Genomic DNA, 25622 nt, shown 5'->3' with positions numbered 1-25622 from the left:
ACCGACGGCTACCCGGCTCCGGCAAACCGCAAACTCCGGTGAGCGCGATGCCATGTTCGTAACGTGACCACGCTAGACCAGGGCGTGTCCTGGACAGGGAAGAAACACGCTGGTCAGGGAACCGCGGTCAGGGATCTGTCTGACAAGAGCCGGCTGCGCGGACGAAAGGCGCGGCTCCCAGACCTCCTTACAGCTCGATGAGGAGACAGCCTTCCCACAGGGATGCGCCAGTAGGTGGCCCAGGCGTGCGTTATGCGACACTGCCCCACCTGATGTAGGGCCTTGGAAAGGGGCGGCCTGTTGTAGGGCGGTCGGCACTCCTCACCGATGACGGTGAGCGTTCTGGAGCACCCTGCCTTACGCCCATAGGACAGCAGAAAGGAACTTCACGTCAGCGCCTTGTTGATGTCCGCCAGGAGCTTGGTGGCCCCCTCCTGCTCTTGGGCGGTGAGATCGGTGACCTCGTGCGCGGCGATCCAATGAATGAACGCCCGCACGAGTTTGTACTTGGAGAAGCCGGTGATCTCCTTGCTGAAGATGTCCACGACCGGCCGCGCCGGTTGTGCCGCGGCCGTAGCGGTGACGTCCCAGCCGAGTTCGTCGCGGGCCACGAGGACCAGGGTCTCGCGAAGTAGGTCCTCGATCTCGGGACGCCGGATCGCGGTGTCGCAGTAGTCCTTCGTGCGCAGGATCCTCTTCTGTGTCAGGAGCCGGACCAGCTCGTCCTGCTTGGCCGCCGTGTCACCGGCCTGGTCCGAGTCGAGGAGTGCGGCGGCCCTGAGTTTCTGGCTGGTCAGCAAAGTGACGTAGTAGATGACCTTGCTAGCGCTCGACGCCGGCACGAGAGCGATGCTGTTCTTGAGTCCCTTGCGCTCATCCGTGTAGGCCGTGTTGAGAGCTTCGATGTACATCATGTCGGTCATCCCCTCACAGACAAGGTTGCGGGACTGGCCGAACAGGCTCTGGGCGAGCTCGTAGCCGAGAGCGGCCTGGAGGGGGTACACGGATCGGGGATCGTCGACGACGAGTCTGGTGTGGACCTTGGTGCCCGTCTCGCGACTGACCATCTCCACGATCCGGACGAGGTCGAGTTCGTCGGTGCCGACCATGAAGGGCGAGTGTGTGGTGTAGACGACCTGGTTGTCCTCCGACAACCGGGAGACGGTCTTACGGAACTCCTGCTGTTTGAGGGCGTGGAGGCTGAGACCCGGCTCGTCGAGGAGCAGGATCGCGTTCTTGAGGTCGCCCTGGGCCTGGGCCTTGAAGACCACGAAGAAGGACACCAGCCAGCGGAATCCCTCACTGCGTTGGTCGAGTTCGACCTCAACGCCGATGTCGTCGACGACCACGACCTTGAGGTACTGGCCGTCAGGCACGAGCCGTAGCTGGACCTGCTCGTCCCCCCACACCTCACGGATCGACTTGGTGAGATCGACGCTGGCGGCGTTGAGCCGGTAGTGCCGGTCGTCCAGTTTGGTCTGATGTTCCCTGACCGCCGTCTGGTACGCCTCACCGTTGGCGCCTCCGGGATGGTTGGCGGGAACCGGTTCGCCCGCCGCGAGTTCCGACAACTCCTTGGCGGTCAACCCGAGCAACCGAAGAAGGCAGAGGTTGCCGAAGTCGTACTCCTGGTCGATGTCGCCGGTCTCCTCCCGCCTGGCGAGGGAGGCAAGGTGGATACGGGGCCGCACCGTGAAGTAGGTCGAGTAGTACACGAAGAGGGGCATCCGTTCGCTGATCGCGGTACTGGCCGCTGTGACCGCGGAGCTAAGCCCGGCCGCCGCCTTGATCCGGTCGTAGCGTTCCTCCTCCTTCGTGTCGTCCTCGTCGATGAGCGGCAGGGCTGTCTCCAGCCAGGCCAGGAGGTTCTTGGCGAAGGTGCCGGTGAGAGGAATTCGGGCGGATTTCCCGGCGACGAGACTGTCAAGCGCAGTGACGACCTCGGTTGCGCCCTCCCGCTTGGACAGATAGGCCCGCATCCGTGTGAGGTCCTTGTGGACCTCACCGAAGGTGGCACGCAGCTTGGCTGATCCGAAGTTCCATCTGCGGGAGTTGTCGAGGTAGCGGTAGACGCAGTACTCGCTGACGTCGGTCGAATCGGGAGACGCCTCGCGAACCAGGGCCTTCTCATCCTCGTCCAGGGCGAAGCATGCTTCCGCGACCACGATGTCGGAGGGGTCCCTCTCTCCACGTTGGACCTCGGTGTACCGGGAACGCGGATAGTCCCGCAGCGCGCTGAAGCCCTCGGTATTCTCCGGAGCCCTGATCTGCTGGAGCGCCTTGAGCACGGCGGTCTTACCGGCTTCGTTGACACCGACCAGAAGCGTCTTACGCGGTTCGATCTCGATGGGGCCGCTGTCGTGGACGGAACGGTAATCACGCACACGTGCTCGGATGAGGCGCATATCAGCGTGTCTCCTCTCGCTTTAGCGCGTCATCCTACGTGCCACCAGTGACAGAAGGTCGTGGAGGTGGCAAAGGAGCCGGACGCGACCGTCCGGCTCCTGTCGGGGCGATCAGTGCCCGCCGTGTCCCTCCTCCGAGGGGAGGCTCCGTCAACATCTCCGCTGCCCCGGCCCTCGGTTCCGAGCATCTCCTTCATCTGCTCGGACTCGGCGCGCTGGGCGTCGATGACCTCCTGAACCAGCTCTCGCGCCTCAGGATTGACGCCCTCGTCGAGCTCCGTCTGGGCCATCTCGAACGACACGCGGAAAGGATGTTGAAGAGAGTGCGCTGTCGATCACCCGCACCACGGGGAAGAACGTCGGAGGCGACGTGTCCGGTGGAAACCGTCCCCGCGAGAAGGCACCGGTGGCGACGTCGCCGAGCGGTGGGACCGTCGCCCCGTTCCCCTGGCATGTCGGGCACCGGTGCCGCGTGGGCCGACGAAGATCAGGGGCGCCGGGCACCGACGAAGTGCTGTGCCCAGTAGTCGGCGAGCCGCACCTCGGAGACGGTCTTGCCGCTGCTGGGGGCGTGCACCATCATTCCGTTCCCGACGTAGAGGCCGTTGTGCCCCAGATCGGGGAAGAAGAAGAGGATGTCGCCGGGTTGGATGTCCTCCCAGGCCACGGCGTTGGGCATGTCGTACTGGGTGTAGGTGGTCCGGGGGATGCTCACCCCGGCAGCGGCCCAGGCCGCCTGCGTCAGTCCCGAGCAGTCATAGCCGTTGGGGCCGGTTCCTCCCCACTGGTAGGGCGTGCCAATCTTGCTGTAGGCGAAGTCGATCGCCGCACGCGCGTCGCCCGAAGCCGATCCGGTGTAGGTCGGGGCCGGCCCCGTTGGGGACTCACCTGAGGCAGCGGGATTCTCTCCCTCGAAGGACGCGAGAAGTTCCTCCTGTTCAGCAAGGGTGGTTTCCACCTCCTCCTTGCGCTCCTCAAGCTCTTCCAGTTGCTCGGAGGCCTCGTCGTAGGCCTCGTCCGCCTCATCCTTGAGTGCGAACAAGCGCGCGTCGCTCTCAGCGAAGGCTTCGAGTTGTCTTCTTCGTGACTCCGAGAGGTAGGACAGGTCAGCGGACTGCTCGAAGATCTCCGACGGATCATCGATGGACAGTGCCGTCATCACCGAGTCGAGATCGGTGGACTGGTAGCTGGCGTTCGCCAGTTCGGCGACCTTCGTGCGCAACTCCTGGAAGCGTTCCTCCTCCGCCCCGATCTGGTCGTCGAGGCTCTCGACCTCTATCTCGGCCGCGTCGTACTGCTCCTGCGCTTCGTTGTACTCCTGGACGAGCGTGCTGGACTCCTGGAGCAGCTCCTCGATCCGCTCCTCGACCTCCTCCTTGGTGGGTTCGGGCTCTGCCTGCGCCACGGCGGTGGGAAACAGCAGACTTCCTGTGGCCACACAGGCCATAGCGGTGAACATCAGGCTTCGGGCACTCGTACGGTGCTCGTTCTTCATAGGGGCCTCGTCGTCAGGGACCACGTCTCGGGGGCATGGCCAGGGGAAGGTGTGTTGAGGGAGCACCCGTGAAAGGTGCAGGCGTCACCGATGCAGGGTGCGGACGCCGCACGCGAGGGTGGTGGAAGGGCACGCGGGAAACAGTCGCCGAACCGACTGCCGGGTTCAGACAGGAGCTGGCTCAGCCCGTAGGGGCGAGGGCCTCAGGGGCGTGTGCGTTGAGAGGACGCCCGCGTGCGTGCCCGGTGGGAGCGGGGTCGGCCGGTCTACACTCGGCGCACGCACAGGGACACGAGTGCCCTGGTGCCTCCGAGGGGAAGAGTGCGGTGCCGTCGGGCTGACCGCGGAAGAGGGCGCGATTTCGGCGCGGGGACGGGCAGACCCACGAAGGCGAAAACGCCCAGTCCCAGCAGAACGGAGGCCGAAAGGGATCCAGTGCGCTGGTCCGCCAGCACGGCCCCGGCCTCGTCGCAGTGCGCCTCGTGCTCGTGTGCGGTGGAGGAATGCGTCTCCTCAGCACCGTGGCCCGAGGAGACCGCCGCGGAAACGGTACTGCCGTGCGGAACCGCGTCGGTGTGGCACAGGGAGACGGCCGCTACGCCCAGCGCGAGCAGCACGACGAGCACGACTCTGGTCCAGAGGCGTGGCGCTGCTTTCGGGACGGCGGTGGGCACGGATGCGAGATTACCCAAACAGTCAAGCAACCGCACGCACTACGACGGCAACGAGGATTCACCCCTTGCGTTACTCCTCCAAGAGGCCTACAGTCGCTCCCAATATACCCCCTACGGGTATATAACCAAGATCGGGCACGCGCGTCCGGCGACGTATTCACAACCAATTTCGCGAAGGAAGACAAGCATGGAACCCTCCGAGAAGCCACACCACGAACACAGCCACGGACCGACCACCGATCACACCGCTCTCGACTCGTCCGAGGTCGCGGAGTGCCCCGTCATGCGCGGCACCATGGTCGTCAAGACCGAGGCCGAGGAGGACGGCCTCGTCCGGGAGTACGGCGGCCAGCTCTACTACCTATGCTGTGACTCCTGTGGGACTCTGTGGGACGCCTCGCCAGAGCAGTACGCCGGGTGACGACCGCCCGTCTGTCCGCGCCAGTGCCCCGGGCCTCACGACCTGAAGCACTGGCGCGATTTCTCAGGACTCCTCAGATCACAGGGAGTCGATCAGCTCGCGGCACGCCTGCTCGCAGCGTCGGCACGCCTCCGCGCACACCCGGCAGTGGCCGTGCATGGAGGCGTGTTGGTCGCACTCGTCGGCGCAGGTCTTGCAGGCCTGCTCGCAGGCCTCCAGGATCGCGCGGGTCAGGTTGGCGTCGTAGCCGGTGTGGCGCGAGAGCACCCGTCCGGTCGTCTCGCACTGGTCGGCGCAGTCGAGGTTGGTGCGCACGCACTTGACGAGGTTGGCCACCCCGTCCTCGCTCAGGCAGGCGTCCGCGCACGCGGTACACGCCTGGGCGCACTCAAAGCAGACCTCGATACAGGCCAGCAGCTTCTCGCGGTCCACCCCGCCCAAGTCCTTGGGATAGGTCTCCAGCATCTGACTCGCCACACTCATGGCGCTCCCCCTCGGCATCATGGATGTCGGGAGCCGGGACTCCGACTCCGGTCCGATCTCCCCCTAACCGACGGATGGCGCGGGCAAACCCCCGGGGGGAATGCAGAATCGGCCAGAGCCGCCAGATCCGCACCAAACCCCGTAGTGACCTCCCATCAGCAAAAAGAACGTCACCAGTCCTCAGGAGGCGACTCGATCTCCTGGTTCGACAAACCCTGGACAGAAACGTTCGTTCGGGCGTGGAAGGAGTGTCACCCTCCCACCAGAACCGCCTCCGAGGCGGTGAGTTGATCCCCAAAGCAGGTGTGGTCCTCACCGCACAGGAGTGGCCGTTCAGACACCGGGACAGGCAGGCACAGGCATGGAGGATTCCGGAGTGTACTCGGGCACTGGCACGAGAATCCCTGGATCTACATCTCACAGAATCGCTCATATACCCGTAGGGGGTAATATCCAGCCATGATCTCACTCGTGAAGGAACTGGTCCGGGACCGGCCAAACCGAACGTGCTCCACCGCATGCGGCCTGGGTTCGGCAGAACTGGTGCTACTACAACAGGTGCTGGTCCTGTGCCTGAGCCTGCGCATCACGCTCGCCACCCACTGCCCCGCAGAGGAAGTCAGACGCACACCTAGACAGTGAACCGCCTGTCCGCTCTGGAGTGGGACCGCCGTGGACGTCTGGCTTTTGGGTTGGTTACTGGGCGGCTCGACCGAAGCGAAAAAGCGACGACCCCAACGGCGCCCCGCCACCCGGATCGGGTCAACGCGCATTCAGTGATCCGTGATGCACTTCACAAGAACACCGATTGCTACATAAGGAAACAGCTTCGTCACCTTGTGTAGGATTCATGCCGTGTACGTAACGACGGCGTCACCGAAGCGGCACGGTCTCGCGGCCCTGCTGCTGACCTTCGCCGTCCTGTTCCACGTACTGTGTTCCTCCGGGCACGTGGCGGAAGCGTCCGAGGCTGCCTCCGGTGCCCCGATCGTGACTGCGGTGACGACCCAGCAGCAGTCGGACTCCGACCCCGCCGTCACATCACCCCACGTGCACTCGGCTGTCGGGGCACACGAATGCGCCGGGGCAGTAGACGCGAGCGCCGATCCGCGCGGTTCGGCGGCAGCGGCACTGTTCCTACTGCTCGCCGTTGGCCTTGTGCTCCTCGCCCCGCCATGGGCTGCCCGCCTTCCGGTGTACCTCCGACCCGCGGCACGCGAACGGCGCTCCCGGCGGCGCAACGCGGCCCCGCTCCTGCTCGTTCTGTGCGTGTGGCGTATCTAGAAGGTCTCTCTCCCGTCGCGGTGTGAATCGCTAGCCACCACGGGGCCATCCTTCCACCGTGCACGGGAATCCACCTCCGCACGGCCCTGACGCGCTGCCCCAAAAAGGCGCGGCGCGATAGTCGACGTGTCCCGAAAGGACACGGTGAGTCGAGAGAGACCCATGCAGACCAACACCCTTAGCGGAGCCATGTCCGGAACCAGTCCTGGACGGCTGCTGACCATCCCGCCCACCATGCCGCAGCACACCCCCGCCGGCATGGTGGGGAACACTCCCCTGCTCTGGATCGGTGAGCCCTTCTGCGGACCACTGCAGGGGTTCTGGGCCAAACTCGAAGGTCACAATCCGGGAGGCATCAAAGACCGGACCGCGTTGTACATGGTCGAGCGGGCTCACGAGCGGGGAGAGCTCGCACCCGGTGCCACCATTGTCGAATCCACCAGCGGCACTCTGGGGCTCGGGCTCGCCCTCGCCGGCATCACCTACGGCCACCCCGTGAAACTGGTGACCGATCCGGGGATGGAGCCGTTGATGGCACGATTGCTCACCGCATACGGCGCCGTCGTGCACACCGTCACCGAGCCGCACCCCACCGGGGGCTGGCAGCAGGCTCGACGGGACAGGATCGGCGAGATACTCGCCGATGATCCCACCGCCTACTGTCCCGACCAGTACAACAACCCGGACAACGTAGCGGCCTACGCCCCACTCGCCCACGAGCTGATCGCCCATATGGGACGGATCGACACACTCGTGGTTGCGGTCGGCACCGGAGGTCACTCCGCAGGCATCTCACGCACTCTGCGCGAATTCTTCCCACACCTGTACGTCGTGGGTGTCGACACCATCGGCTCCACCATCTTCGGTCAGCCTGCCCTGCCGCGTATCATGCGCGGTCTGGGCAGCAGCATCCATCCACGCAACGTCGACTACGGGGCTTTCAACGAAGTGCACTGGGTCGATGCGGCCCAGGCCGTGCGGACCAGCCGCACGCTCGCCTCCTCCCACTACGCGACCGGCGGTTGGAGCGTCGGAGCGGTGGCCACGGTGGCCCGCTGGCTCTCACGTACCCGCCCGGTGACCGAGCGCATCATCGCGGTCTTCCCTGATGGCCCCCAGCGTTACTTCGACACCGTCTTCAATGACGAGTACTGCTCCGAGCATGGTCTCCTGGGTCAGCCCCTCCTCGACGAACCTGACGAGATCGCCGAGTCCGGTGAACGTGTCGTGATCCGCTGGACGCGCTGCACCCGCGTCAACGACCCGCGCGAGGACATGTCCGTCACCTCCACGAGCACCAAGGAGGTCCGGCGATGATCCGAACCTGGCAGCGCCTACGGGGATTCGACCGCAGCGTGAAGCTGTTGATGGTCAACCAGTTGACCATCAACACCGGCTTCTACATGCTCATGCCCTACCTCGCCTTCCACCTCTCCGACAGCGTGGGCATGGCGGCCTGGTCGGTCGGACTCGTCCTGGGGATGCGCAACCTCACCCAGCAGGGCATGTTCCTCATCGGCGGGAGCATCGCCGATCGGCTCGGCTACAAGCCCGCGATCCTGGCCGGCTGCACCCTGCGCACCGTGGGTTTCGCGGCGCTCGGTTTCGCCGACTCTCTCCCGGTACTGCTGCTCGCCTCGGCCGCGACCGGATTCGCCGGTGCGCTGTTCAATCCAGCGGTGCGCGCCTACCTCGCCGCCGACGCGGGAGAACAGCGCGTGGAGGCCTTTGCCCTGTTCAACGTCTTCTACCAGACCGGCATCCTCATCGGCCCGCTCATCGGCATGGCCCTCATCGCCGTTGACTTCACGGTCGTGGCGAGCGTCGCCGCCGGGCTCTTCCTGGCCCTGACCGTGCTCCAGGCCCGTGCGCTGCCCGCCCGACGTGCGCCGGTGTCCGGACAGAGGGCCGGTGTCACCGGCGTACTGGGTGACTGGCGCACCGTGATGACCAACCGCGGATTCGTCGTCTTCACCGTCGCGATGGCCGGCTCCTACGTCCTGAACTTCCAGGTCTACCTGGCGCTCCCGCTCACCGTACAGGATGCCGTCGAGGCCGCGGGGTTCGGCGTGGACAGCGGCAACATCGCGGTGGCCGCCCTGTTCGCGGTCTCGGCGCTGGTGGCCATCGCCGGGCAGGTCCGCCTCACCGACTGGGCCAAACGCCGCTGGGACGCCGCGCAGGCGCTGCCACGCGGTCTGACGGTCATGGCAGTGGCGTTCCTGCCCATCCTGGCCATGCCACCACTCGCCGACACACTGCAGGATGTGGCGGATGCGCCCTCACTCACAGCGGCCCTCGTCGTGGCGCCCGCCCTTCTCACAGCGAGCCTCCTCGGGCTCGGCAGCGCACTCGTCTACCCCTTCGAGATGGATACCGTGGTACGGCTGTCCGGAGATCGACTGGTCGCTACCCACTACGGCTTGTACAACACCGTCTCGGGCATCGCCATCACTCTGGGCAACCTCGCGATCGGCGCCGCCCTGGGACTCGACGCACCGATCGCCGCGATCGCTCCCTGGCTCGCCTTGGCCGCGCTCGGTGCGGTGGGCGCAGTGATTCTGACCATGATCGGCAGGTCCGGTGGAATCACGAACACGTTCCCGCCCACAGGTTCTCCTGCTGCTCAGACGAGGTGACGAACAAGGCCGGGGGCGTTCGACCACCCCCGGCCTCACGGCCGTCCCCGTTCACCAACAAGTAGGGAACGGTCCCGGACGTCTCGTTTCCCCCATATCGCTTGTTCCAAATACCCCTAGGGCGTATATTCGCAAGACGATCGGGAGAGAGGGAAGTGATGAGGATCGAGGGATTCGTCGCGGACGGGTTCGACACGGTGCGCCAGGTCTTCCAGCGACTGATCGACGAAGAACGCGAGACGGGCGCGGGCCTGTCGGTCTGGCGCGGCGGCGACGAAGTCGTCCGTCTGAGCGGAGGATGGGTCGGCGCCGATCGGCGCCGACCCTGGCGCGAAGACACGCTGGTCCAGCCCTACTCGGTGTCCAAGCCGTTCGCCGCGCTAGCGGCCCTGGTGGCCGTCCGCGACGGCGAACTCGGTCTGGACGAGCCCATCGGCGGCTACTGGCGGGAGTACGGGGTGCGCGGCAAGGAGCACACCACGCTGCGCCACGTGCTCACCCACCAGGCGGGCCAGCCCCGCTTCCCCGCAGTGGCCGCCGAACTGGACCTGTTGGACGACGTCGGGCTACGCCAGAGCTTGGCACAGGCCGCCCCGGAGTACGCCCCCGGGACGTCGCTGGGGGAACACGCGCTCACCTACGGCCACCTGATCGACGGCGTTCTGCGGGCGGGCGCCGGAGCCTCGCTGGCAGAGGTGTTCAACGAGGTGGTGCGTCCGGCTCTGGGGCTGGACGCCTGGTTCGGGGTGCCGACAGGCGAACTGGACCGCGTCGCCGACCTGGAGTACGCCTTCCCCGACTGGCCCGAACGACTCCCGGCGGCACCGTGGTTGCGCGTCCCCACTGGAGCCTTGGACGTGCGCAGGACCAACTCGTCGGCCTGGCGGCAGACGGCCTTCGCCGGTGTGAACCTGCACGCGACCGCGACTTCGGTAGCGGAGTTCTTCTCCCTTCTGACCGACGCGGACGGTCCGTTGCGCGCACTACTGGGGGCCGAACTGCACCGTGAGTACATCTCAGCCCAGGCCACAGGGCGTGATGAGGTCTTCGGGACCGAGCTGACCTGGACACTGGGCCTGCTCCGCGACAACGGAAAGATCGCCAAGGGTGGGATCGGCGGCTCGGCTGCCTGGTGGTCGATCAAACACGGCCACGCATGCGCCTACCTGACGCGTCGGCTGGACGACCATTCCCGTGCCGCCGAGATCGCGACCGCCTTGGAGGACGACCTGACCGTGACCGCCCAGAGGTGAGGTGGAACTCCCGCCGGAATGGCGCGCCATGTGAGCAACGCTCGCGGCGGGAGTCACGCACGCTGCGCCGGTGGGATGCGCAGACGGCGTCCGCGTGAGGCCTGTTGCCTCAACCGCCAATCTGCGGCATGCCGGAGATCTGCTCTATCGCTGTCCGGGCCCAGTCGTGCGCTGCGGCCTGCGAACCCGACTCCGCACCTCGGGCAAGCGGGGAGAGAAGACCGCGCAGAAGCAACCATGCGCGTCGGGTCCTGCCCTGGTCCGGCTCCGGCTGGGTCGCCTCTTCCAGGATCTCGGCAGCCGCATGCCGCGCATCCTCGTTCTCAGTCTCCCCGAGATCGGCCGAGGGGAGACGGTCCAGAATCCTAGCCACCGCGCGGGCGGGGTTCTCGTGCCCTGGTGCGATTTCCGCTTGGTTCTGCACACCCTGGTAGATCTGCGCGCTTCCCCACGCGATCACGTTGCCCTCAACGGTACAACCCTCCTGGAAGACGGGCCCGTTGTAGGTGTCACCGCCGTCGACGACGACCGGCCAAGCGCCTGACGTACCGGTAGTGCGGGACGAGATCTACCCGGCATGGCTTTCGCAAGGCACGAACGCGCCTTCGTCGACCCAGCCCTGGTGTTCATAGAAGCGGCGCACACGGGCGTTGCCGGTAGCAACGGCGAGCAAGGCCCGGTTGTGGCCATGCTCCCCCAACGAGGAGCATGCCTGCCGCATCAGTACCGCAATAAGCCTCCACCACGTGCAGCACCTCTTCCTAGATCACTGAGTTTGGCGCGCCGGATCAGCGGGGAATGAGCCACCGACCAAGTACTATTACCCATAGTTACTAAACAAGCACAGAGAGCGAAAGAGGGGGAATCCCCTCAGCGAGCCTGGAAGAAGTGGATGGGAAGACGCCGCATCGGGTGCATCGAAGAGTACTTCGCCTGCACGGGCTGCGCCGATGCCCACCGAACCGCGAACAAGCCTGCAAAGATCTGCTCGTCTCTCTGAGCTGACAAGGAAGGACACGTCCATGAGCATCCTGGGTAGACAATTTCGACACCGAGCGTCGACCGCGGCCGCATCCACGGTGTTGGTGACAGGGGCCCTGCTCGGTGGTGGTCTCACCATGGCACCGCCCGCGTTCGCCGATGAACCGGCAGCCGAACAGGAGGTGGCCCGTTTCGAGGTCGACTTCATGAAGGACATGATCGACCACCACGCCTTGGGTGTGATGATGGCGCAGACATGCCTGGAGAAGGCGATCCACGAGGAGTTGACGGATCTGTGCCAGACGATCATCGATTCCCAGTCCACTCAGATCGAGACGATGCAGGGATGGCTGCAGGACTGGTACGGCCGCGACCACGAGCCGCAGCTAAGTTCCTATGACCGGCTGTCGGCACGGAATCTCGAACACTGGTCGGGGGACGAGTACGAGATCCAGTTCATGCGATCGATGACCAGCCACCACAAGGGGGCGGTCACTGATTCCGACCGCTGCCTCGACCGCGCCGAACATCCGGAACTGCTCGGCCTGTGCCGCACCATTCACGAGTCGAACAGTAAGCAGATCGACATGATGCAGGGCTGGCTCCAGCAGTGGTACGGCCTGCGGAGCGGATACTCCGGGTACTGACGTAGCAGGCATCCCGCTGTGCTTCGGGAGGATGCGTCCCTCCTGCTCTGCAAAAGAGAAGTCTGGTCCTCAATCGTAGGCCTCACCTCGTTTCCGGAGTGCGTACGCGGTGCACCGGCACTGCGTACGCACCTGATCACCGCGTGGGATTCGCACAGAGCGACTTCTGGGCACCGACCAGCGCAAAGCTAGGCCAAGCGTGGAGAGTCCTCGATCACATGGTGGAATCGGTGATCGAGATGGGCTGCCAGGAAAGCGCCCGAACTGGTGATCAGCAAGGCCCAGGGCAAGGTGTCTCCCTCGCGGCCGTCGCTCAGTAGCATCATGGACACGCCCCACCACCAACCGCCCATCGACAGCGGGAACGAGACCGCCCTCCACTCGGATCCACCGTGGCGCAGGGCGAGTCCGTTCATGGTCGAGCAGGGCACTACGACCGCGGTGACGGCCAACAGCAGCACAGCTTGGACCAGGGCACTGCACAGATCTGACCATCGGGACGCGGAAGTGCCTCAGCCTCGCTTGGGTGGACCACACACAGGTAGTCGACCTTCTTCACCAGAACCTACTCATACCGAGTTCGTGGCTGGGGAACGGGTTCTGGCGGCGCGTGCTGGCCGAAAATACACCTATCGAACTTAGTCGCTTAGACACTTGGGTCGGTGTCCCCATAGATCACAAGGGCAGGGTGTAGCCGCCCGCCAGCCGCTGCATGTCGGCCATGAACACGCTCCACATTCCGCTCACCTGGGCAATACCGATGAGTACCAGCATGGCGCCGCCCACCCGGGACACGATGTCCCCCCGCCGCCGGGCCCAGCTCACCGCGCGCATGGTCTTCGACAACCCGACGGCCGCGGCGAGAAAGGGCAACCCCAGACCGAGCCCGTAAGCGAAGGCGAGAAAGGCGCCGCGCTCCGCCGTTCCGGTGGAGACCGACAGAGTCAGGACCGCGGCCAGTGTGGGCCCCATGCACGGTGTCCACCCCAGACCGAAGAGCACTCCGAGTAGCGGGGCCCCGGCCAGCCCGGAGCGAGGCCGATAAGCGAGCTTGAAAGACCGGCCGATCAAGGGAAACTTGCCCAGCACTCCCATGAACGCCAGGCCGAGGATGATCGTGAGGACGCCGAGGATGCGAATCATGATGTCCTCATATTCGAGCAGTAGCCCGCCCAGACTGCCGAACAGCGCCCCGTAGGCGGCGAAGAGCCCGGAGAAGCCCGCGACGAACAGCAGTGTGCCGACGACCGCACGACTGCGGAACACTCCCCCTGCCGATCTCCCCTGCCCTTCGGCTCCCGACATCCCAGCGATATAGGACAGGTAACCGGGTACCAGTGGCAGGCAGCACGGAGAGACGAACGTGATCGCTCCGGCGGCAAGCGCGAGCGCGATGGCGAAGAGCAACGGGCCGCTGGTGACGATCTGCGCGATGTCCATCGTGTCGGGGACTCCTTCATGGGTGTTGTCCTGTATCGAGCAGGGGGTGCGGCACTACGCCTAAGCTCCTTAGGTATGCTAGGCCGCGGTCCCGCGAGGGCTCATCCGCCCCCGGGAACACTTCCTCACCTGCGCGAAAAGCCGGTCAACCTCCGCCGTTTCCGAGCTTTCGAGCCCGTCCGCGTCGGACACACCCCGGCTCGTCTGCCTCTACCGTTCGGGAGTCCGCATGCCCCTGGCACACCGGATCCGTATCTGCACCCTCTTCGACGATGACCCTGAGCTCTGGCGAGAGTGTCTGAGCACGATCCGATGGCTGTCGGAAGGTTCGATGGCCTCGGACCAGATACCCGAGGAGCGGCTGTGGACCGCAGCCCCTACCTGCTAACCGGGCACCCGCTGTTCACCCACACCCCGACATCGTCAGCCAGTCCACGCCGGCGCTCTGCTACCACCGTCCCGGAGTTCGTCGAACGTCTCTTCCATCGACGCCTGGCCTGGTGCCCCCACCCTGGCAGAGCTGCGCGGTGAGCACCTGCACATGACCGCCCGTCTCTCCCGGCCCAGGTCCACATCCCTGTCCAGCGAGGTTCCCAACGATGCCCTTCCACCGAACCGGCGCTCGTCCGCGCCGCGTGCTCCGAGTGAGTGCGGCTGCCATCGCATTGGCGTTCACCCTCGTCTCGTGCGCAAACACCGACGCAGCCAGCGGCAGCGGTGACGAACGCTATGTCCAGGGCGACGGATCCGAGACCGTGTTTGCGCCCGACGAGCGTCTACCCGCGCCCGAAGTCAGCGGGGAGACTCTTGACGGCGAACCGGTGAGTTTAGAGGACTACCTCGGTGACGTGCTGGTCCTCAACATCTGGGCGAGCTGGTGCGCACCCTGCCGGACGGAGATCCCCGTTCTCAAGGAGGTCTACGCCGAACACCAGGAGTCGGGGCTGGAGTTCCTCGGTATCAACATCAAGGACGACCGCACCGCCGCACGGGCCTTCGTGCGCAACCTGGGAATCTCCTACCCGAGCATCTACGACCAGCCCGGCGTGGTCCCCCAGGCTTTCCGGGACACTGTGCCTCCCCGCGCCATCCCCAGCACGATCGTCATCGACCACGAGGGCCGCATCGCCGCCCGCGTCATCGGCGAGACCACCTATAACCAGTTAACCGATCTCGTCGAGCCCGTGCTCAACGAGCGCAACGGAGAGGCCGGGCCGACGTGACGACGGTGCTCATCCCGGACCAATCGAGCCAGGCAGCGCTTGACGCCGTCGGCGGTGTCTCCGGTGTACCGTCGGTAACCTCACTCGGGATCCGTTCAGCAAGTTCGCGTTCACCGCAGGCCTGGTCACGTCGCTGGCAGTAGGGATAAGGCGAACGATGTACAACCTGGTCTGGCGGATCCTGCCGAACTCGTGACGGCTCTCGGACTTGTCGTCGGGGCCGTGGCTCTGCCGTGGTCCGTCGCCTTTCCCCGATCGACCCCTACCTGCCGTTCAGCGACGTCACCCTGGGCGCCGGAGCACCCGAGGACTGACGGGGAGGCGGACGGCGCCGCCCACCTGGGTCGGACTCAGGGTGTGGGGCAGCAGTGCGCGCCTGCCATGGCGATCGCGGGAATCACCACGACGGCCAGCGGCGCGATGACGACCGCCACCGCAATCGCACCGCCGAGCACCACCTGCCACGGGCTCAGCCGAGTCCGACCGTCGATCAGGCGGCGGACCCGGTTGCCAGTACCGTGCCCGCTCGCGGCCAGGACCGCTTCGGGCATCGGCGACTGCTTCGAGGAGCCGCCCTTGGCCAGGGCCAGCAGAGCTCCAGCGACCGTCAGACGGTCCGTGGCCAAGGTCGCGGCGTCGTCGGCTGCCAACTCGACCAGCCTGGCGGTCTCGGATCGCGCCAGTGCGAACGCCCTGACAAAGGGGAAAGCCCGTTCCACGCCGCGGGTGAGCGCGACCAACAGGTGATGGCGACCGCTCAGGTGCGCCTGTTCGTGAGCCAGCACCGCCTCCAGGCCCGCCTCGTCCAGCGCGGCCAAGGCGGCGCTGGTCAGCACCACGCGGCCGCCCCGGCCCGGCAGGCAGTAGGCGGCGGCCGCCCCATGGTCGAGAACTGTCGCCCCCAGGTGCTCGTTTCCGGTACCGACCATGGCAAGGATCCGCAGATGGTGACGCCGTTCCCGCAGTACCCGCACCCATTCGGCGCTCACCCCGTAGGTGCAGCGCCCGACGATGCCGAAGGCAACGGCCAGTCCGGCGGTGGAGGCGAGCCCTTCCCCAAAGGTGGAGTAGGTACCGCGCAGCATCATCAGACACATCTGTAGCAGCCCGGCCAGGTCAGCGGACAGCGGCAGGACGGGTACGACGACCGCCAGGCCGGCAAGAGCCGCCGCCATCACGACGGACGCCGCCAGCGCCTGCCAGAGGACCAACGCCAGACGTGGAGCCCGCTCCACCCAGGCGGCCCGGGCCAGCAGTGGAGCGGCCACGGCGATTCCCACCGCCGAATAGGCCGCTAGAACCAGCGTGACCATCACGCGGCGCCCCCTTCGCGCTCATCCTCCCTGATCCGCGCTCCGGCCAGACGATCCGTCAGTTCAGCGATCTCGCCAGGATCCATACTGTCCACGAATCGAGCGAGCGCGGCGCCCCGATCCTGCGTTTCGTCCAGGGCATGGTGCATCAGTCTGGCGATGTAGTCCTCACGAGTGGCCGTGGCCCAGTACCGATAGGCTCGGCCTTCCAGTCCGCGGTCCAGCCAGCCCTTGCCATGCAGAATGTTCATCACCGTCTGCACAGTCGTGAAGGCCGGTACCGGTTCGCGGTCAAGCTGGTTGAGGACCTCGCGTACCAGCAGCGGGTGCTCGGCGTCCCACACCACTTCCATGATCGCGGCTTCCAGAGCACCGAACCGCTGCACGATGTCCGCCTCCACTCGTCATTCCATGTCGATCTTGCGCTGCAGGTATTCCTCGCGGTCGATCTCTCCCGCAGCGTACCTGCGGCGCAACTCCTCCTGAGCTGAGTCTGCTTCGAGTCGCGAAGGGCTCTTCCGCCGAGTCATCGACCGGCCCCACCACACACTCCCGGCCACGGCAAGGCCGAACAGGAAGACCAGGAGAAGCAGCGATCCGCCCATCATCCACGGGCCCAGCATGCCCATGCCGCCTATCATTCCCATTCCGCACATGACAGTTCCTCCCTTTCACCACCGCCCAGATTCCACAGGATGGGTATGCCCGGTTCGCTGCAGCTGCCCGCGTACACCGTCTGCGGGTCGTCAGGATGGAACGCCAGGTTGTTGTTTCCCATGTCTTCCCTGTGTTCTGGTTGAAAAGTGGTGGTGTGCGGTGCTCCGGTGGCCGTCACACGCCGTATCCTCAGCGCTTCCTCTGCAAGGAAGCGAGGTCGTCGATCCGACTGTGTTCGGCCCTCAGCCGCTCAACTTCGGTGCGCAGACACGCTGTCTCCTCCTACGTGTCGGTCATCTCGGCTGAGCAGGAGGCGCCGCGCATGCCACGCATCATCAGCAGCATGGAAGCGGACACACGAGCGCGACTGCGATCCCAAACGCGGAACCTGCCCGCTGGGGTGATCGCAGAGCGTTCAACGCCAAGTTAATACCGGCCAAGAAGGGATCGCGGCCACCCGGCACGGATCCACTGCTGCGACAAGGGCTATCCAGCTTCTGCGAGGAGGCTTCCCCGTTGCCCTCGCTGTTTGACCAGTCGGCCCCAGCGCTCCTTACGGCCGAAGTGCGCTCCAATCTCCTTCCCGCTCGGCAGTTTTCCCGTCTGCTGTTGCCGCTCCAGCGCCCACCGCCAAGCCCTGTCCTGAAACGGAGACAGAGTTGGCTCGCCTGCAGTCTCCTCGACCGTGTCACGCACGATCTGCAGATCAGTGGTTCCTGATACCTCTGGTGCCTCGATGCCTTCCTGGACTTCCCGCGTCTCCGCTTCGGGGGCCTGGCCATGGGCTGCGGATGCACTGCGTATGCTCCGCGCGGTTGCGCGGAACTCTCGCATGAGCAGCTCGTAGGCGCCGATCAGCGCGAAGCTCGGCCAGGCGTGGATGATGCGCGACCACATCGTGGGGTCGGCGACCGCGACGTTGGCCGCCAGGGAAGCACCGGACCCGATGATCAGCAGCGCCCACGGCAGCAGGCCGCCCTTGCGGCCGTTGCGGGCGTCGCTCAACAGCGTCATGGAGGCGCCCACGATCATCCCGTCGACCGAGAGCGGGAACAGGGCCGCGCGCCACTCGGGCTCACCGTGGCGCAGGGCGAGTTCGTACATGTGCGAGTAAGAGACCACCGCGGCGATCACGGCCAGCATCAGCACGGCGGCGACGGTCGTCCAGCGAGACCAGCGGGAAGAATCCATCAGACTCACCGCCCGTCCAGGGACAGATCAGTGCTCAGGACCAGGGAACTCGGGCCCTGTGGGGGAATGGTCGAAGTCCCCCCTCGGACACAAACGAAGGCCCTGCTCGCAGGGCCTTTTTTCTTGCCCGGGCCGCGGGGGCGGCCGGGAGCGGGGCCGACGTGCCCGCCCCGTCCCGGCCCCGGGAAGGCCACCGGCGCCCGCGGGGCGCGCTCCGCCTCCGGCGAGCGCGCCCCGCGGCGTGGTGCCCCCTCACCGTCAGGGGGAGAAGCTCTCGTTCTCCTCATGGAACGAGGCCAGCACGTTGTTGACCTCGGCGGGGAGTCCGGGGGAAGGCTCCCAGGGGGTCGGCACCCGGAGCGGGATCAGCTGTGACGGCTGCGGGCGCTGAGCGGGGCCGCTGCGCACCATGTGTTCGATGCGGTCGGCATAGCCGGCGAACCCCTGCGATTCGTGCCAGGCGTACCACGCGCCGTGCGTCCTCAGCGGGTCGAACCCCCACCTGGCGGTCCTCGCCGCGGCCTCGTTCTCCACGGTCGGGTCGGCCTTCGCCGCCCGCTGCCTGGTTCTGCGCATGACGAGGAACGCGACCCCCAGTCCGGCGAACAGCGCCAGCGATACGGCTCGTTCGACGATCGGTCCGGTGGGGTTGGGGTTGACGGACTCGCAGTCGGCCTCGCTCATGATGAAGTTGTCCGGATCGTCGAGGATCTCCAGGCACTCCGCGTAGGTGAGTTGGTCGTAGCTCGCGGCTTGCTCGCGGGACTCCGAAATGGCCCCGTTCAGGATCTGGAGGAGCAGCGTGACCGCGAACAGGCCGGAGAGGACGAAACTGACGAGGGAAGCGATTTTGAACCCGTTCTGCCGCAATCGCGCGGGATGAGCCGTGAAACGCTGCCTCTCGTCAGGGGGGATCTCGCCCTGCGCTCTCCTGATCGCGTCCGCCCACACGGTGTTCCAGACCCGTTCGCGGTTGCGCAGGAACGGTATGAGGACAGCGGCCCGCCGCTGCCAGTCGACGAACGCCGCGCCTTCCGGCGTCTGCCGCCACATCGAGAACTCGTGCCGGGCGGTCTGTTCGGCGATGGCCTGCTGAAGCGCGTGCTGCTCCTGCTGGAGTGCGAGCTGCTGCTCCTGGGACCTCGCCATTCGCGCGGTGTTCGCGGCGGCGATGCCGTTGAAGACCATGCTGGCGCCGCTGGTGAACGCGATGCCCTTCAGGAGCTTCGTGTTCTGGGCCGCCGACCGGGCGGCGCTCGCGGCCGACCGGTCGATGTTGCTCAGGTGCTCCGCGCCTTTCGCGGCCGAGTGGTCGATGTTGCGCAGACGGTCTTTGGGAGATTCGAACATGCCACCATCGATTCCTTCTACTCATACGCGGATGAGATCCTCGTGTGGAGCCGCCAATGACGCGGAGTGGCGAGTGCCCCTCGACAGACCGGGCTTATAACCCACAGAAGAATGACGAGCGTAGCGGGAACGCCGTTCTACCGCCGTTCCTGGATATCGCCCCGGCCTCGACGATCATAGCGACGGTCCTTTCCCGCCCCGGCAGCAGCCTTGTCCGCCTGTTTCCTCTCTCCCCGGCCTCGGGGGGCGCGGGGTTTGATCCCCCCGGGCACAAGAGAAGGCCCTGGTCACAGGGCCTTCTCTTGTGCCCGGGTCACGGGGCGCACCGGGAGGCGGGCCGCGCCGGGGCCGCACGCGGGCTCCGCGTCGCGGCCCCGGGGCCTCGGAGCGGTCGGCCGGGGCGGTCAGGCCGACGCGGCGCCGGTGAGGGAGCAGCCCCGGCGTGACAGGTCCAGTTCCGAACGGTCGGTCAGGCAGGCCGGAACCGTGTGGACCTGCTGGCCGTAACCGCGTCCCTGTTCGAAGGTCACGTTCCCGTCCGCGTCCACCTCACAGGGGTTGTCGTCCGTGCACTCCCCTCCGTCCCTGTTGTGGGTGTTGTGGACGCCCACGACGGTGGAGCCGTCCGCCGCCAACAGCACCGAACCGGACATGCCGGGGTGGGGGAGGCACCCCTCTCCGGAGGCGTAGCGGATCGGGTCGTCCTGTTGGTAGCCGCCCTCGCGCAGGTGCGCGGGCACGGCCTCGACGGAGCAGTCCCACCGGGTGCTGGTGGAGACCATGGTGACCTCGTCGCCGGGGCGCACGGGGGCGGTCCCGAGTTCGAAGACCTTCGCCCCCCGGGAGTCCAACTGCTCGTAGGTCCGGTCCAGGCGGTAGAGCGCGACGTCGGTCCCGGTCATCGTCGCGTACACCAGGCGCTCGGCCCGGGCGGTGACCAGCGGGTAGCCCCGGGAGTCGGCCACGGGCACCTCCAGGTCGGCGGGCCGGTCCACGAGGGCCTCCCCCGGCGCCGGCCGGTCCTCCCGTACGCAGTGGCCGTTGGTCAGCATCAGCGCCGGCGCGTCCGGCTCCGAGGTCGGGGTGCGCACCACCGAGCCCACGCAGCCCTGGAGGCCCACCATGCCCCCCACGTCCGGGATCTCGTCGTCCGGGGGCACGTCGGTGCCGGAGACGACGCCGTCGATCCACCCGGTGTGCCGGGTGGCGTCGGTGAACAGCGTGGGCGCCCCGTCCCCGCTGGGACCGCTGACCACCCCGGCCAGCGCCCACGCGCCGTTTTCGCGGACCAGCGCGGGGCCGCCCGAGTCCATGTTGGCCGCGGCCACGCTTCCGTCCCTGCTGCCGATGCACAACTCGCCCTCGACCGCCTGGCCGAGGCACGCCGAGGGCGGCTGGACCACGGTGTCGGCCTCCCGCAACCGTGTCGGGAAGCAGTCGGGGTTCCCGGAGTCGTCGCACGTCATGCCCCAGCCCATGATCCGCACCGGTGTCCCGGCCGGTGGCGAGGCCGAGGCGATGGGCACCGGGCGGGCCTCGACGGGGCGCTCCAGGTGCATCAGCGCGAGGTCCCTGCCCCAGAAACCCCCTTCGTCCCTGTTCGTGGCCAGCCGGTAGTAGTGGTCGACCTCGGCCACCTCGCCCCCGGAGTCGGAGTCCGGCGACCCGACGCGGACGCTCCAGCCCCGTGGAACGCCCGTCTGCGCGTCGGTCGGGTTCTTCCCCGCGCAGTGGCTGGCGGTGAGCACCCACTGGGGCGCCAGGACGACGACCCCGCACCCGTGGCCGTCCGGGCGCGGCGGCGCGGGGTAGTCCGGCTGGAACGAGCCCATGAACTCATACGACTGTGTTGACGGTCTGCCGCCCACGACGGCGTGCGCCGGGGCCGTGGTGACCACGGTCGCGGTCACCGCCAGGACGAGAGCGGCCAGGAGAGTACGACTTCGCATGCGCCCGACCGTAGGAGGGCGGTTGTTGCGCGGATGTGTGGTCCCCGCGCCCGCGACCGCCCCCCGGCGGACCCGGCCCCGAGGCGCTCGGACGCGGAACGGCCGGGTGGCCGCGAGGGGTGGCACGGGCGCGTGTGCGGCGCCCAACGTTTTCGCAACAGGCTCCCGCCTATGCTGAACGGCCACGGAGCCGGGTCGCGGGGACACCGGCGCCGTCGGCGGGGCGTGCCGGGACGCGGCAACGATCGGAGCAGGAGGGGACGCCATGCGTGTGCTGATCGTCGAGGACGAGGTCTTCATGGCCGAGGCGCTCCAGGCGGGGCTGCGCCAGGAGGCCATCGCCGCCGACATCGCCCTCGACGGAGACCAGGCGCTGGAGCGCGCCTCGGTCAACGACTACGACGCGATCGTCCTGGACCGGGACATCCCGGGGGTCCACGGTGACGACGTGTGCGCGGCGGTGGTGCGCGACCATCCCGGGACCAGGGTCCTGATGCTCACCGCCGCGACCCGGCTGCGGGACAAGGTGGGCGGGTTCGCGCTGGGCGCCGACGACTACCTCACCAAGCCCTTCGCGCTGGAGGAACTGGTCGTGCGCCTGCGCGCACTCGCCAGGAGGCCCTCCTCGTCCGTTCCGCCGGTGCTGGAATGGGGCGGCCTGCGTCTGGACCCGTACCGCAGGGAGGCCGACCGGGACGGGCGCCGGCTGAGGCTGCCCCGCAAACAGTTCGCCGTCCTGGAGCTGCTCATCAGGGCGGAAGGGGGAGTGGTCAGCTCCGAGACGCTGTTGGAGAAGGTCTGGGACGAGAACGCCGATCCGTTCACCAGCGCGCCCCGGGTGACGATGTCGCAGCTGCGCAGGTCCCTGGGCAGGCCGGACCCCATCGTCACCGTCCCCGGGGCCGGTTACCGTCTCGCCGATCCCGGGGACGCGCGGTGAACGCGCACGTCCCCGGCCCGTCCGGGAGGAGGGGCAGCGCACGCCTTCGCCTGGCCCTGAGCTACGCCGGGTTCCTCGTGGCGGCGGGCCTGGCGGTGATGGCCGGGGTCTACGTGGTCCTTCGCTACGTCCCCGACTACCCGCTCACCGCGGCCAACCCGCGCGACTCCGGCGGCCTGGTCGTCCCCACCCGCGGGCAGATCCTCGACGCCGTCATCGTGGTCTCCGGGGTCGTCCTGGTGGTGTTGGCCGTGATCGGGCTCGTCGGGGGGTGGTTCCTCGCCGGATGGGTCCTGCGCCCCCTGCACCGGATCAACGAGGCCGTGCGCATCGCCGCCTCGGGGCGGCTGGAGCACCGCATCCGGCTGTACGAGCGCGACGACGAGTTCCGGCAGCTCGCCGACGCCTTCGACCACATGCTCGACCGCCTGGAGAACGCCTTCGAGACCCAGGAGCGCTTCGCCGCCAACGCCTCCCACGAGCTGCGGACCCCGCTGGCCGTGACGGCCACCCTCCTGGACGTGGCCCGACGCGACCCGGAGGGGCAGGACGTCCCGCGCCTGGTCGAACGGCTCAGCGTCACCAACGCCCGGGCGGTCGAGCTCACCGAGGCCCTCCTGCGGCTGGCCGACGCGAACGCCGTGACCGCCGTCTCCGCGCCGGTCGACCTGGCCGACATCGTCCGCGGCGTCGTGGCCGAGAACTCGGCGGAGGCCGAGCGCCGCGGGGTGCGGCTGTACCTCGCGTCGGCTCCGGCGCCGACGCTCGGCGACCCCGCGCTGCTCACCCAGCTCACGCAGAACCTGGTGCAGAACGCGCTGCGCCACAACGCGGGGCGGGGCGGAACGGCTTCGGTCAGCACCGGCCACTCCCCCGGCGCCGGGGCCGTCCTGCGGGTCGACAACACCGGTCCGCACCACACGCCCGAGACGGTGGCCCGACTGCACGAACCCTTCCTGCGCGGACGGGGCAGGTTCGGGCCCGACTCGGGTCACGGGCTGGGGCTGGCCCTGGTCGCGCGGGTGGTCGAGGTCCACGGCGGCGCACTGGACCTGCGTCCGCGCGCGGGCGGGGGGCTGACCGTGACGGTCACGCTCCCCCGCCTGAGCGGTCACCTCACGCCGTCACCGTAGACACGTCCCAGGTGACCGGGCGGCACGGTGTTCGGCCCTGCTGGCGTTCACCCGCGGCGGCCGGGGATGGCGACCACCGGCCGCGGCAGTGAAGACACCTAGGTGTTCCGCTCGTCCTCACCAGAGGACGGATGCGTCCGTGAGAAGTGCCTGAGGAAACTGGCGTCCACATCGATGTCTCCGGAGAGCCGCCAAGTGCGGCGTTCGAAGGAGAGGTCGCCTGTCACAACAAGTGGGAGGTTCCTCTGATAGGCGATGATCGCCCATCGGTGGTCCTCACCTTCGAGTGACACGTGGACGTTTCTCGTCTTCCCACTCACCTCTGTCAGGAGTGTGATATCTGCCGCCTCCTCCTCGCCCGGTGGAGTTTCCTCGCGCGCCAGACCCTTCACGATTCCGATAAGCGTCATCCTGCGCGACGGCTCCTCCCTCCGCACAAGGCGCTCACGAAGGCGCGGCAGTTCCACGATGACATCACGGTCGAGGACTATGGTGGACTCGGCCACGTCAGGAGGCGCTTTCGCTGCCGCCCATTGAAAGGAGAGGTCCACGGAGCGAAGTTTGTCCGGGCGCGTCATCTCCTCCATGGACTCCACCAGGGCTGCGCTCAGCCCGAGATCCGATGGTGAGTCGAGTACGCGCTCGTCCCAGTGCAGGGCCAGGCGACGGGCGGACTCCAGCCCACGGGCGAGTGTGGCCATGACGAGACGCGCGAACGCCGGAGGATCAGCGGACCCGTCGCTTTCTCGGTCCTCTGGCGGTTGGTCTCCGAGGAACGCCGAGACGGTGAAGACGAAACTTCCCTGCTTCGTCTGCCCCAGCCGGATGCTCTCATCCAGGAAGTCGGCCACGATCGCAGGCCTTCGGCCTCTGTGGGAATGGAGAGGATCGGCGGCTGTCGTGGCCGCCGCCTTCAGCATCCTGAACAGGGAGTCGACTGTACTTCCAGCCTGGCGGAAGGGTATCGATCCATCCGACATCGGCTGGTTGAGGCGCACGAAGAAGATGTCGGAATGTGTTGCAGCGACGCGTTCCCGAAGTTCAACGGCATCTGTCATATACACATGACAGAGAGATTCGATGGTGTCCTTGAATCTGGCTTGGAAGTCCACGAAATCCGTGGCGAGAGGCAGCATGACACGCGCGGAACCGTATTCAGACGACTGCTCCAACCGCCAGATCTCTCGAATACCCGGTTGTCTGCCCTCCAGTTCCCACCCGTGTGAAGCCAGGAACCGGGACACCGACCGGGGCGTGAGCAGAGAAGCCGCTTCGCTGAGGGGGTCAAGCGTGGTGGGGGTCATCAGAAGCCTCCCTCCTCGCCGAGCTTCTTCATGATGCCCAGAAGCTGCTCCGGGGTAAACAGGTTACTGCGCGGCAGGTGAACGGTCCGGGTCTGACCGACCTCGCCTGTCGACACGAGCTCGGTCGCGGCCTGCCAGTACATCCTGCTCTCGGTGGCCAGCCCGCGCTCGTCGACCGAGAGCCAGCGGTCGGGGTCCTCCGGAACGAGAAGGACTCCGAGGTAGGCCGGAACGTACCGTTTCCCTCTGGTGAGCTTCCGGAAGGGCTTCCCCTTCATCGGCCAGGCCATGTGGTCGTCAGCGAGGTAGCGGGCCTGGGTCGTGCACTTGAGCTGAAGCTCGAACTGGGGAGCGTAGAAGCGCTTGTACTCTGCGGCCGAGGCCAACGTGATGTCGACACCGTCGTAGTCGGTCTCGTGCGTCTTGATGGTGCAGCCCGCCGTGTACGCCACCAGACGGGTGAAGGCCAGGCTGAAGTGCTCCTGGCGGGCGTTCATGGGCAGTTGGCCGTCAACGAGATCTTCCTTCCCCATGGGACCTTCGTCGTCGACCGTGGCCATCTGTCTCCCGTTGAAGCCTTGAGATGTACGACACCACTGTAGCCAGTTCGCCACGCCCGCCGCCCCGGTCCGCAGTGAAGCTGGACAGGCTTGCGCACAGGGGAAGCAGACACCACAGCAGCGCCCACAGCCAGCCTCGGAACGGCGGCGACGGCAGCTCAGCGGGAGGGACGCGTTCCAGCTGACCGCCCATCGAGCGACGGGCCAGTGCTCGGGACCAACGGGTTCGGACCTTCGGGGGAACGGTCGGAACGCCCCTTCCGGCACGGACGAAGATCCT

General features: G+C 67.0%; 24 protein-coding genes. 8 read left to right on the top strand and 16 right to left on the bottom strand.

Annotation, left to right across the window (positions count from 1 at the left end; all coding sequences use genetic code 11):
- Nucleotides 1-386: 386 nt before the first annotated feature.
- The 3 genes from ACSTA4_RS02370 to ACSTA4_RS02360 all read right to left on the bottom strand — a co-directional run bounded on the left by ACSTA4_RS02370 (nt 387) and on the right by ACSTA4_RS02360 (nt 3900).
- Nucleotides 387-2384, bottom strand: coding sequence for an ATP-dependent nuclease (locus ACSTA4_RS02370; protein ID WP_210751688.1), 1998 nt, complete (start codon nt 2382-2384; stop codon nt 387-389).
- Between the two features lie 50 nt (nt 2385-2434).
- Nucleotides 2435-2707, bottom strand: a complete 273-nt coding sequence (locus ACSTA4_RS02365) for a DUF305 domain-containing protein (RefSeq protein WP_061082979.1) — start codon at nt 2705-2707, stop codon at nt 2435-2437.
- 185 nt (nt 2708-2892) lie between these two features.
- A complete protein-coding gene (locus tag ACSTA4_RS02360) occupies nt 2893-3900 on the bottom strand; it encodes a C40 family peptidase (protein WP_061082980.1) in 1008 nt (335 codons plus the stop codon).
- Nucleotides 3901-4761: 861 nt separating this feature from the next.
- Between ACSTA4_RS02360 and ACSTA4_RS02355 the strand changes: the two genes are divergently transcribed.
- Nucleotides 4762-4995, top strand: a complete 234-nt coding sequence (locus tag ACSTA4_RS02355; RefSeq protein ID WP_061082982.1) for a hypothetical protein — start codon at nt 4762-4764, stop codon at nt 4993-4995.
- A gap of 78 nt (nt 4996-5073) precedes the next feature.
- Here the strand turns inward: ACSTA4_RS02355 and ACSTA4_RS02350 are convergent, their stop codons facing one another.
- Entirely contained in the window at nt 5074-5478 is a 405-nt protein-coding gene (locus ACSTA4_RS02350; RefSeq protein WP_061082984.1) for a four-helix bundle copper-binding protein, read from the bottom strand.
- Nucleotides 5479-6924: 1446 nt separating this feature from the next.
- Here ACSTA4_RS02350 and ACSTA4_RS02345 point away from each other — a divergent pair.
- The 3 genes from ACSTA4_RS02345 to ACSTA4_RS02335 all read left to right on the top strand — a co-directional run bounded on the left by ACSTA4_RS02345 (nt 6925) and on the right by ACSTA4_RS02335 (nt 10654).
- Nucleotides 6925-8079 carry a PLP-dependent cysteine synthase family protein gene (locus tag ACSTA4_RS02345; RefSeq protein WP_061079375.1) on the top strand — a complete coding sequence of 385 codons (1155 nt, stop codon included), beginning with the start codon at nt 6925-6927 and terminating at the stop codon, nt 8077-8079.
- Nucleotides 8080-8129: 50 nt separating this feature from the next.
- The gene (locus ACSTA4_RS02340) at nt 8130-9401 is read left to right on the top strand and encodes an MFS transporter (RefSeq protein WP_444962289.1); all 1272 of its coding nucleotides are present in this window, start codon (nt 8130-8132) and stop codon (nt 9399-9401) included.
- 158 nt (nt 9402-9559) lie between these two features.
- The gene (locus tag ACSTA4_RS02335) at nt 9560-10654 is read left to right on the top strand and encodes a serine hydrolase domain-containing protein (protein ID WP_061079373.1); all 1095 of its coding nucleotides are present in this window, start codon (nt 9560-9562) and stop codon (nt 10652-10654) included.
- Between the two features lie 109 nt (nt 10655-10763).
- Here ACSTA4_RS02335 and ACSTA4_RS02330 read toward each other — a convergent pair whose 3' ends face one another.
- On the bottom strand, nt 10764-11114 hold the full coding sequence (locus tag ACSTA4_RS02330) for a hypothetical protein (protein ID WP_061079372.1): 351 nt from the start codon (nt 11112-11114) through the stop codon (nt 10764-10766).
- A 562-nt stretch (nt 11115-11676) separates the two neighbouring features.
- Here ACSTA4_RS02330 and ACSTA4_RS02325 point away from each other — a divergent pair.
- Entirely contained in the window at nt 11677-12282 is a 606-nt protein-coding gene (locus ACSTA4_RS02325; protein WP_061079371.1) for a DUF305 domain-containing protein, read from the top strand.
- A 188-nt stretch (nt 12283-12470) separates the two neighbouring features.
- Here the strand turns inward: ACSTA4_RS02325 and ACSTA4_RS02320 are convergent, their stop codons facing one another.
- Together ACSTA4_RS02320 and ACSTA4_RS02315 are read right to left on the bottom strand one after the other, a co-directional pair.
- Entirely contained in the window at nt 12471-12743 is a 273-nt protein-coding gene (locus ACSTA4_RS02320) for a hypothetical protein (protein WP_061079370.1), read from the bottom strand.
- Between the two features lie 214 nt (nt 12744-12957).
- Entirely contained in the window at nt 12958-13722 is a 765-nt protein-coding gene (locus ACSTA4_RS02315) for a cytochrome c biogenesis CcdA family protein (protein WP_061079369.1), read from the bottom strand.
- Between the two features lie 599 nt (nt 13723-14321).
- Here ACSTA4_RS02315 and ACSTA4_RS02310 point away from each other — a divergent pair.
- Nucleotides 14322-14945, top strand: a complete 624-nt coding sequence (locus ACSTA4_RS02310; RefSeq protein ID WP_061079368.1) for a TlpA family protein disulfide reductase — start codon at nt 14322-14324, stop codon at nt 14943-14945.
- A gap of 350 nt (nt 14946-15295) precedes the next feature.
- Here ACSTA4_RS02310 and ACSTA4_RS02305 read toward each other — a convergent pair whose 3' ends face one another.
- From ACSTA4_RS02305 to ACSTA4_RS02275, 7 genes are all read right to left on the bottom strand, one after another.
- A complete protein-coding gene (locus ACSTA4_RS02305; protein WP_231972343.1) occupies nt 15296-16258 on the bottom strand; it encodes a M56 family metallopeptidase in 963 nt (320 codons plus the stop codon).
- Nucleotides 16258-16659: a BlaI/MecI/CopY family transcriptional regulator gene (locus ACSTA4_RS02300; RefSeq protein ID WP_082768242.1), complete on the bottom strand. Its 402-nt coding sequence runs from the start codon at nt 16657-16659 to the stop codon at nt 16258-16260. Before ACSTA4_RS02300 ends, ACSTA4_RS02305 begins: the two co-directional genes overlap by 1 nt.
- 3 nt (nt 16660-16662) lie before the next feature.
- Nucleotides 16663-16887: an SHOCT domain-containing protein gene (locus ACSTA4_RS02295; RefSeq protein ID WP_026114483.1), complete on the bottom strand. Its 225-nt coding sequence runs from the start codon at nt 16885-16887 to the stop codon at nt 16663-16665.
- 8 nt (nt 16888-16895) lie between these two features.
- Complete coding sequence (locus tag ACSTA4_RS02290; RefSeq protein ID WP_168444026.1) at nt 16896-17093, bottom strand: hypothetical protein; 198 nt, start codon at nt 17091-17093, stop codon at nt 16896-16898.
- A gap of 308 nt (nt 17094-17401) precedes the next feature.
- Complete coding sequence (locus tag ACSTA4_RS02285; protein ID WP_444964078.1) at nt 17402-18106, bottom strand: DUF2637 domain-containing protein; 705 nt, start codon at nt 18104-18106, stop codon at nt 17402-17404.
- A gap of 258 nt (nt 18107-18364) precedes the next feature.
- Nucleotides 18365-19456, bottom strand: coding sequence for a hypothetical protein (locus ACSTA4_RS02280; protein WP_444962288.1), 1092 nt, complete (start codon nt 19454-19456; stop codon nt 18365-18367).
- Between the two features lie 404 nt (nt 19457-19860).
- Nucleotides 19861-21405: a trypsin-like serine protease gene (locus ACSTA4_RS02275; RefSeq protein ID WP_444962287.1), complete on the bottom strand. Its 1545-nt coding sequence runs from the start codon at nt 21403-21405 to the stop codon at nt 19861-19863.
- Between the two features lie 265 nt (nt 21406-21670).
- Between ACSTA4_RS02275 and ACSTA4_RS02270 the strand changes: the two genes are divergently transcribed.
- The gene (locus ACSTA4_RS02270; protein ID WP_212641734.1) at nt 21671-22345 is read left to right on the top strand and encodes a response regulator transcription factor; all 675 of its coding nucleotides are present in this window, start codon (nt 21671-21673) and stop codon (nt 22343-22345) included.
- Nucleotides 22342-23478, top strand: coding sequence for a sensor histidine kinase (locus ACSTA4_RS02265; protein ID WP_444962286.1), 1137 nt, complete (start codon nt 22342-22344; stop codon nt 23476-23478). Before ACSTA4_RS02270 ends, ACSTA4_RS02265 begins: the two co-directional genes overlap by 4 nt.
- Nucleotides 23479-23576: 98 nt before the next feature.
- On the opposite strand, the gene ACSTA4_RS02260 is transcribed toward ACSTA4_RS02265, so the two are convergent.
- Together ACSTA4_RS02260 and ACSTA4_RS02255 are read right to left on the bottom strand one after the other, a co-directional pair.
- Nucleotides 23577-24782, bottom strand: coding sequence for a hypothetical protein (locus tag ACSTA4_RS02260; protein WP_444962285.1), 1206 nt, complete (start codon nt 24780-24782; stop codon nt 23577-23579).
- Nucleotides 24782-25315, bottom strand: a complete 534-nt coding sequence (locus ACSTA4_RS02255; RefSeq protein WP_444962284.1) for a DUF4365 domain-containing protein — start codon at nt 25313-25315, stop codon at nt 24782-24784. The genes ACSTA4_RS02260 and ACSTA4_RS02255 overlap by 1 nt, the downstream gene beginning before the upstream one ends.
- Nucleotides 25316-25622: the final 307 nt, after the last annotated feature.

The sequence above is a fragment of the Nocardiopsis sp. M1B1 genome (genome assembly GCF_052466615.1).
The sequence above is the reverse complement of the archived record's forward strand: the minus strand, read 5'-3'. Positions and strand labels throughout refer to the sequence as shown.

What these genes read in the sequence shown, in the direction of transcription:
- ACSTA4_RS02350 (WP_061082984.1), bottom strand. Translation starts at nt 5,478, where the DNA reads ATGAGTGTGGCGAGTCAGATGCTGGAGACCTATCCCAAGGACTTGGGC.
- ACSTA4_RS02335 (WP_061079373.1), top strand. Translation starts at nt 9,560, where the DNA reads ATGAGGATCGAGGGATTCGTCGCGGACGGGTTCGACACGGTGCGCCAG.
- ACSTA4_RS02280 (WP_444962288.1), bottom strand. Translation starts at nt 19,456, where the DNA reads ATGTTCGAATCTCCCAAAGACCGTCTGCGCAACATCGACCACTCGGCC.
- ACSTA4_RS02270 (WP_212641734.1), top strand. Translation starts at nt 21,671, where the DNA reads ATGCGTGTGCTGATCGTCGAGGACGAGGTCTTCATGGCCGAGGCGCTC.
- ACSTA4_RS02305 (WP_231972343.1), bottom strand. Translation starts at nt 16,258, where the DNA reads ATGGTCACGCTGGTTCTAGCGGCCTATTCGGCGGTGGGAATCGCCGTG.
- ACSTA4_RS02325 (WP_061079371.1), top strand. Translation starts at nt 11,677, where the DNA reads ATGAGCATCCTGGGTAGACAATTTCGACACCGAGCGTCGACCGCGGCC.
- ACSTA4_RS02360 (WP_061082980.1), bottom strand. Translation starts at nt 3,900, where the DNA reads ATGAAGAACGAGCACCGTACGAGTGCCCGAAGCCTGATGTTCACCGCT.
- ACSTA4_RS02355 (WP_061082982.1), top strand. Translation starts at nt 4,762, where the DNA reads ATGGAACCCTCCGAGAAGCCACACCACGAACACAGCCACGGACCGACC.
- ACSTA4_RS02285 (WP_444964078.1), bottom strand. Translation starts at nt 18,106, where the DNA reads ATGGATTCTTCCCGCTGGTCTCGCTGGACGACCGTCGCCGCCGTGCTG.
- ACSTA4_RS02310 (WP_061079368.1), top strand. Translation starts at nt 14,322, where the DNA reads ATGCCCTTCCACCGAACCGGCGCTCGTCCGCGCCGCGTGCTCCGAGTG.
- ACSTA4_RS02260 (WP_444962285.1), bottom strand. Translation starts at nt 24,782, where the DNA reads ATGACCCCCACCACGCTTGACCCCCTCAGCGAAGCGGCTTCTCTGCTC.
- ACSTA4_RS02345 (WP_061079375.1), top strand. Translation starts at nt 6,925, where the DNA reads ATGCAGACCAACACCCTTAGCGGAGCCATGTCCGGAACCAGTCCTGGA.
- ACSTA4_RS02315 (WP_061079369.1), bottom strand. Translation starts at nt 13,722, where the DNA reads ATGGACATCGCGCAGATCGTCACCAGCGGCCCGTTGCTCTTCGCCATC.
- ACSTA4_RS02275 (WP_444962287.1), bottom strand. Translation starts at nt 21,405, where the DNA reads ATGCGAAGTCGTACTCTCCTGGCCGCTCTCGTCCTGGCGGTGACCGCG.
- ACSTA4_RS02295 (WP_026114483.1), bottom strand. Translation starts at nt 16,887, where the DNA reads ATGGGCATGCTGGGCCCGTGGATGATGGGCGGATCGCTGCTTCTCCTG.
- ACSTA4_RS02340 (WP_444962289.1), top strand. Translation starts at nt 8,130, where the DNA reads ATGGTCAACCAGTTGACCATCAACACCGGCTTCTACATGCTCATGCCC.
- ACSTA4_RS02255 (WP_444962284.1), bottom strand. Translation starts at nt 25,315, where the DNA reads ATGGGGAAGGAAGATCTCGTTGACGGCCAACTGCCCATGAACGCCCGC.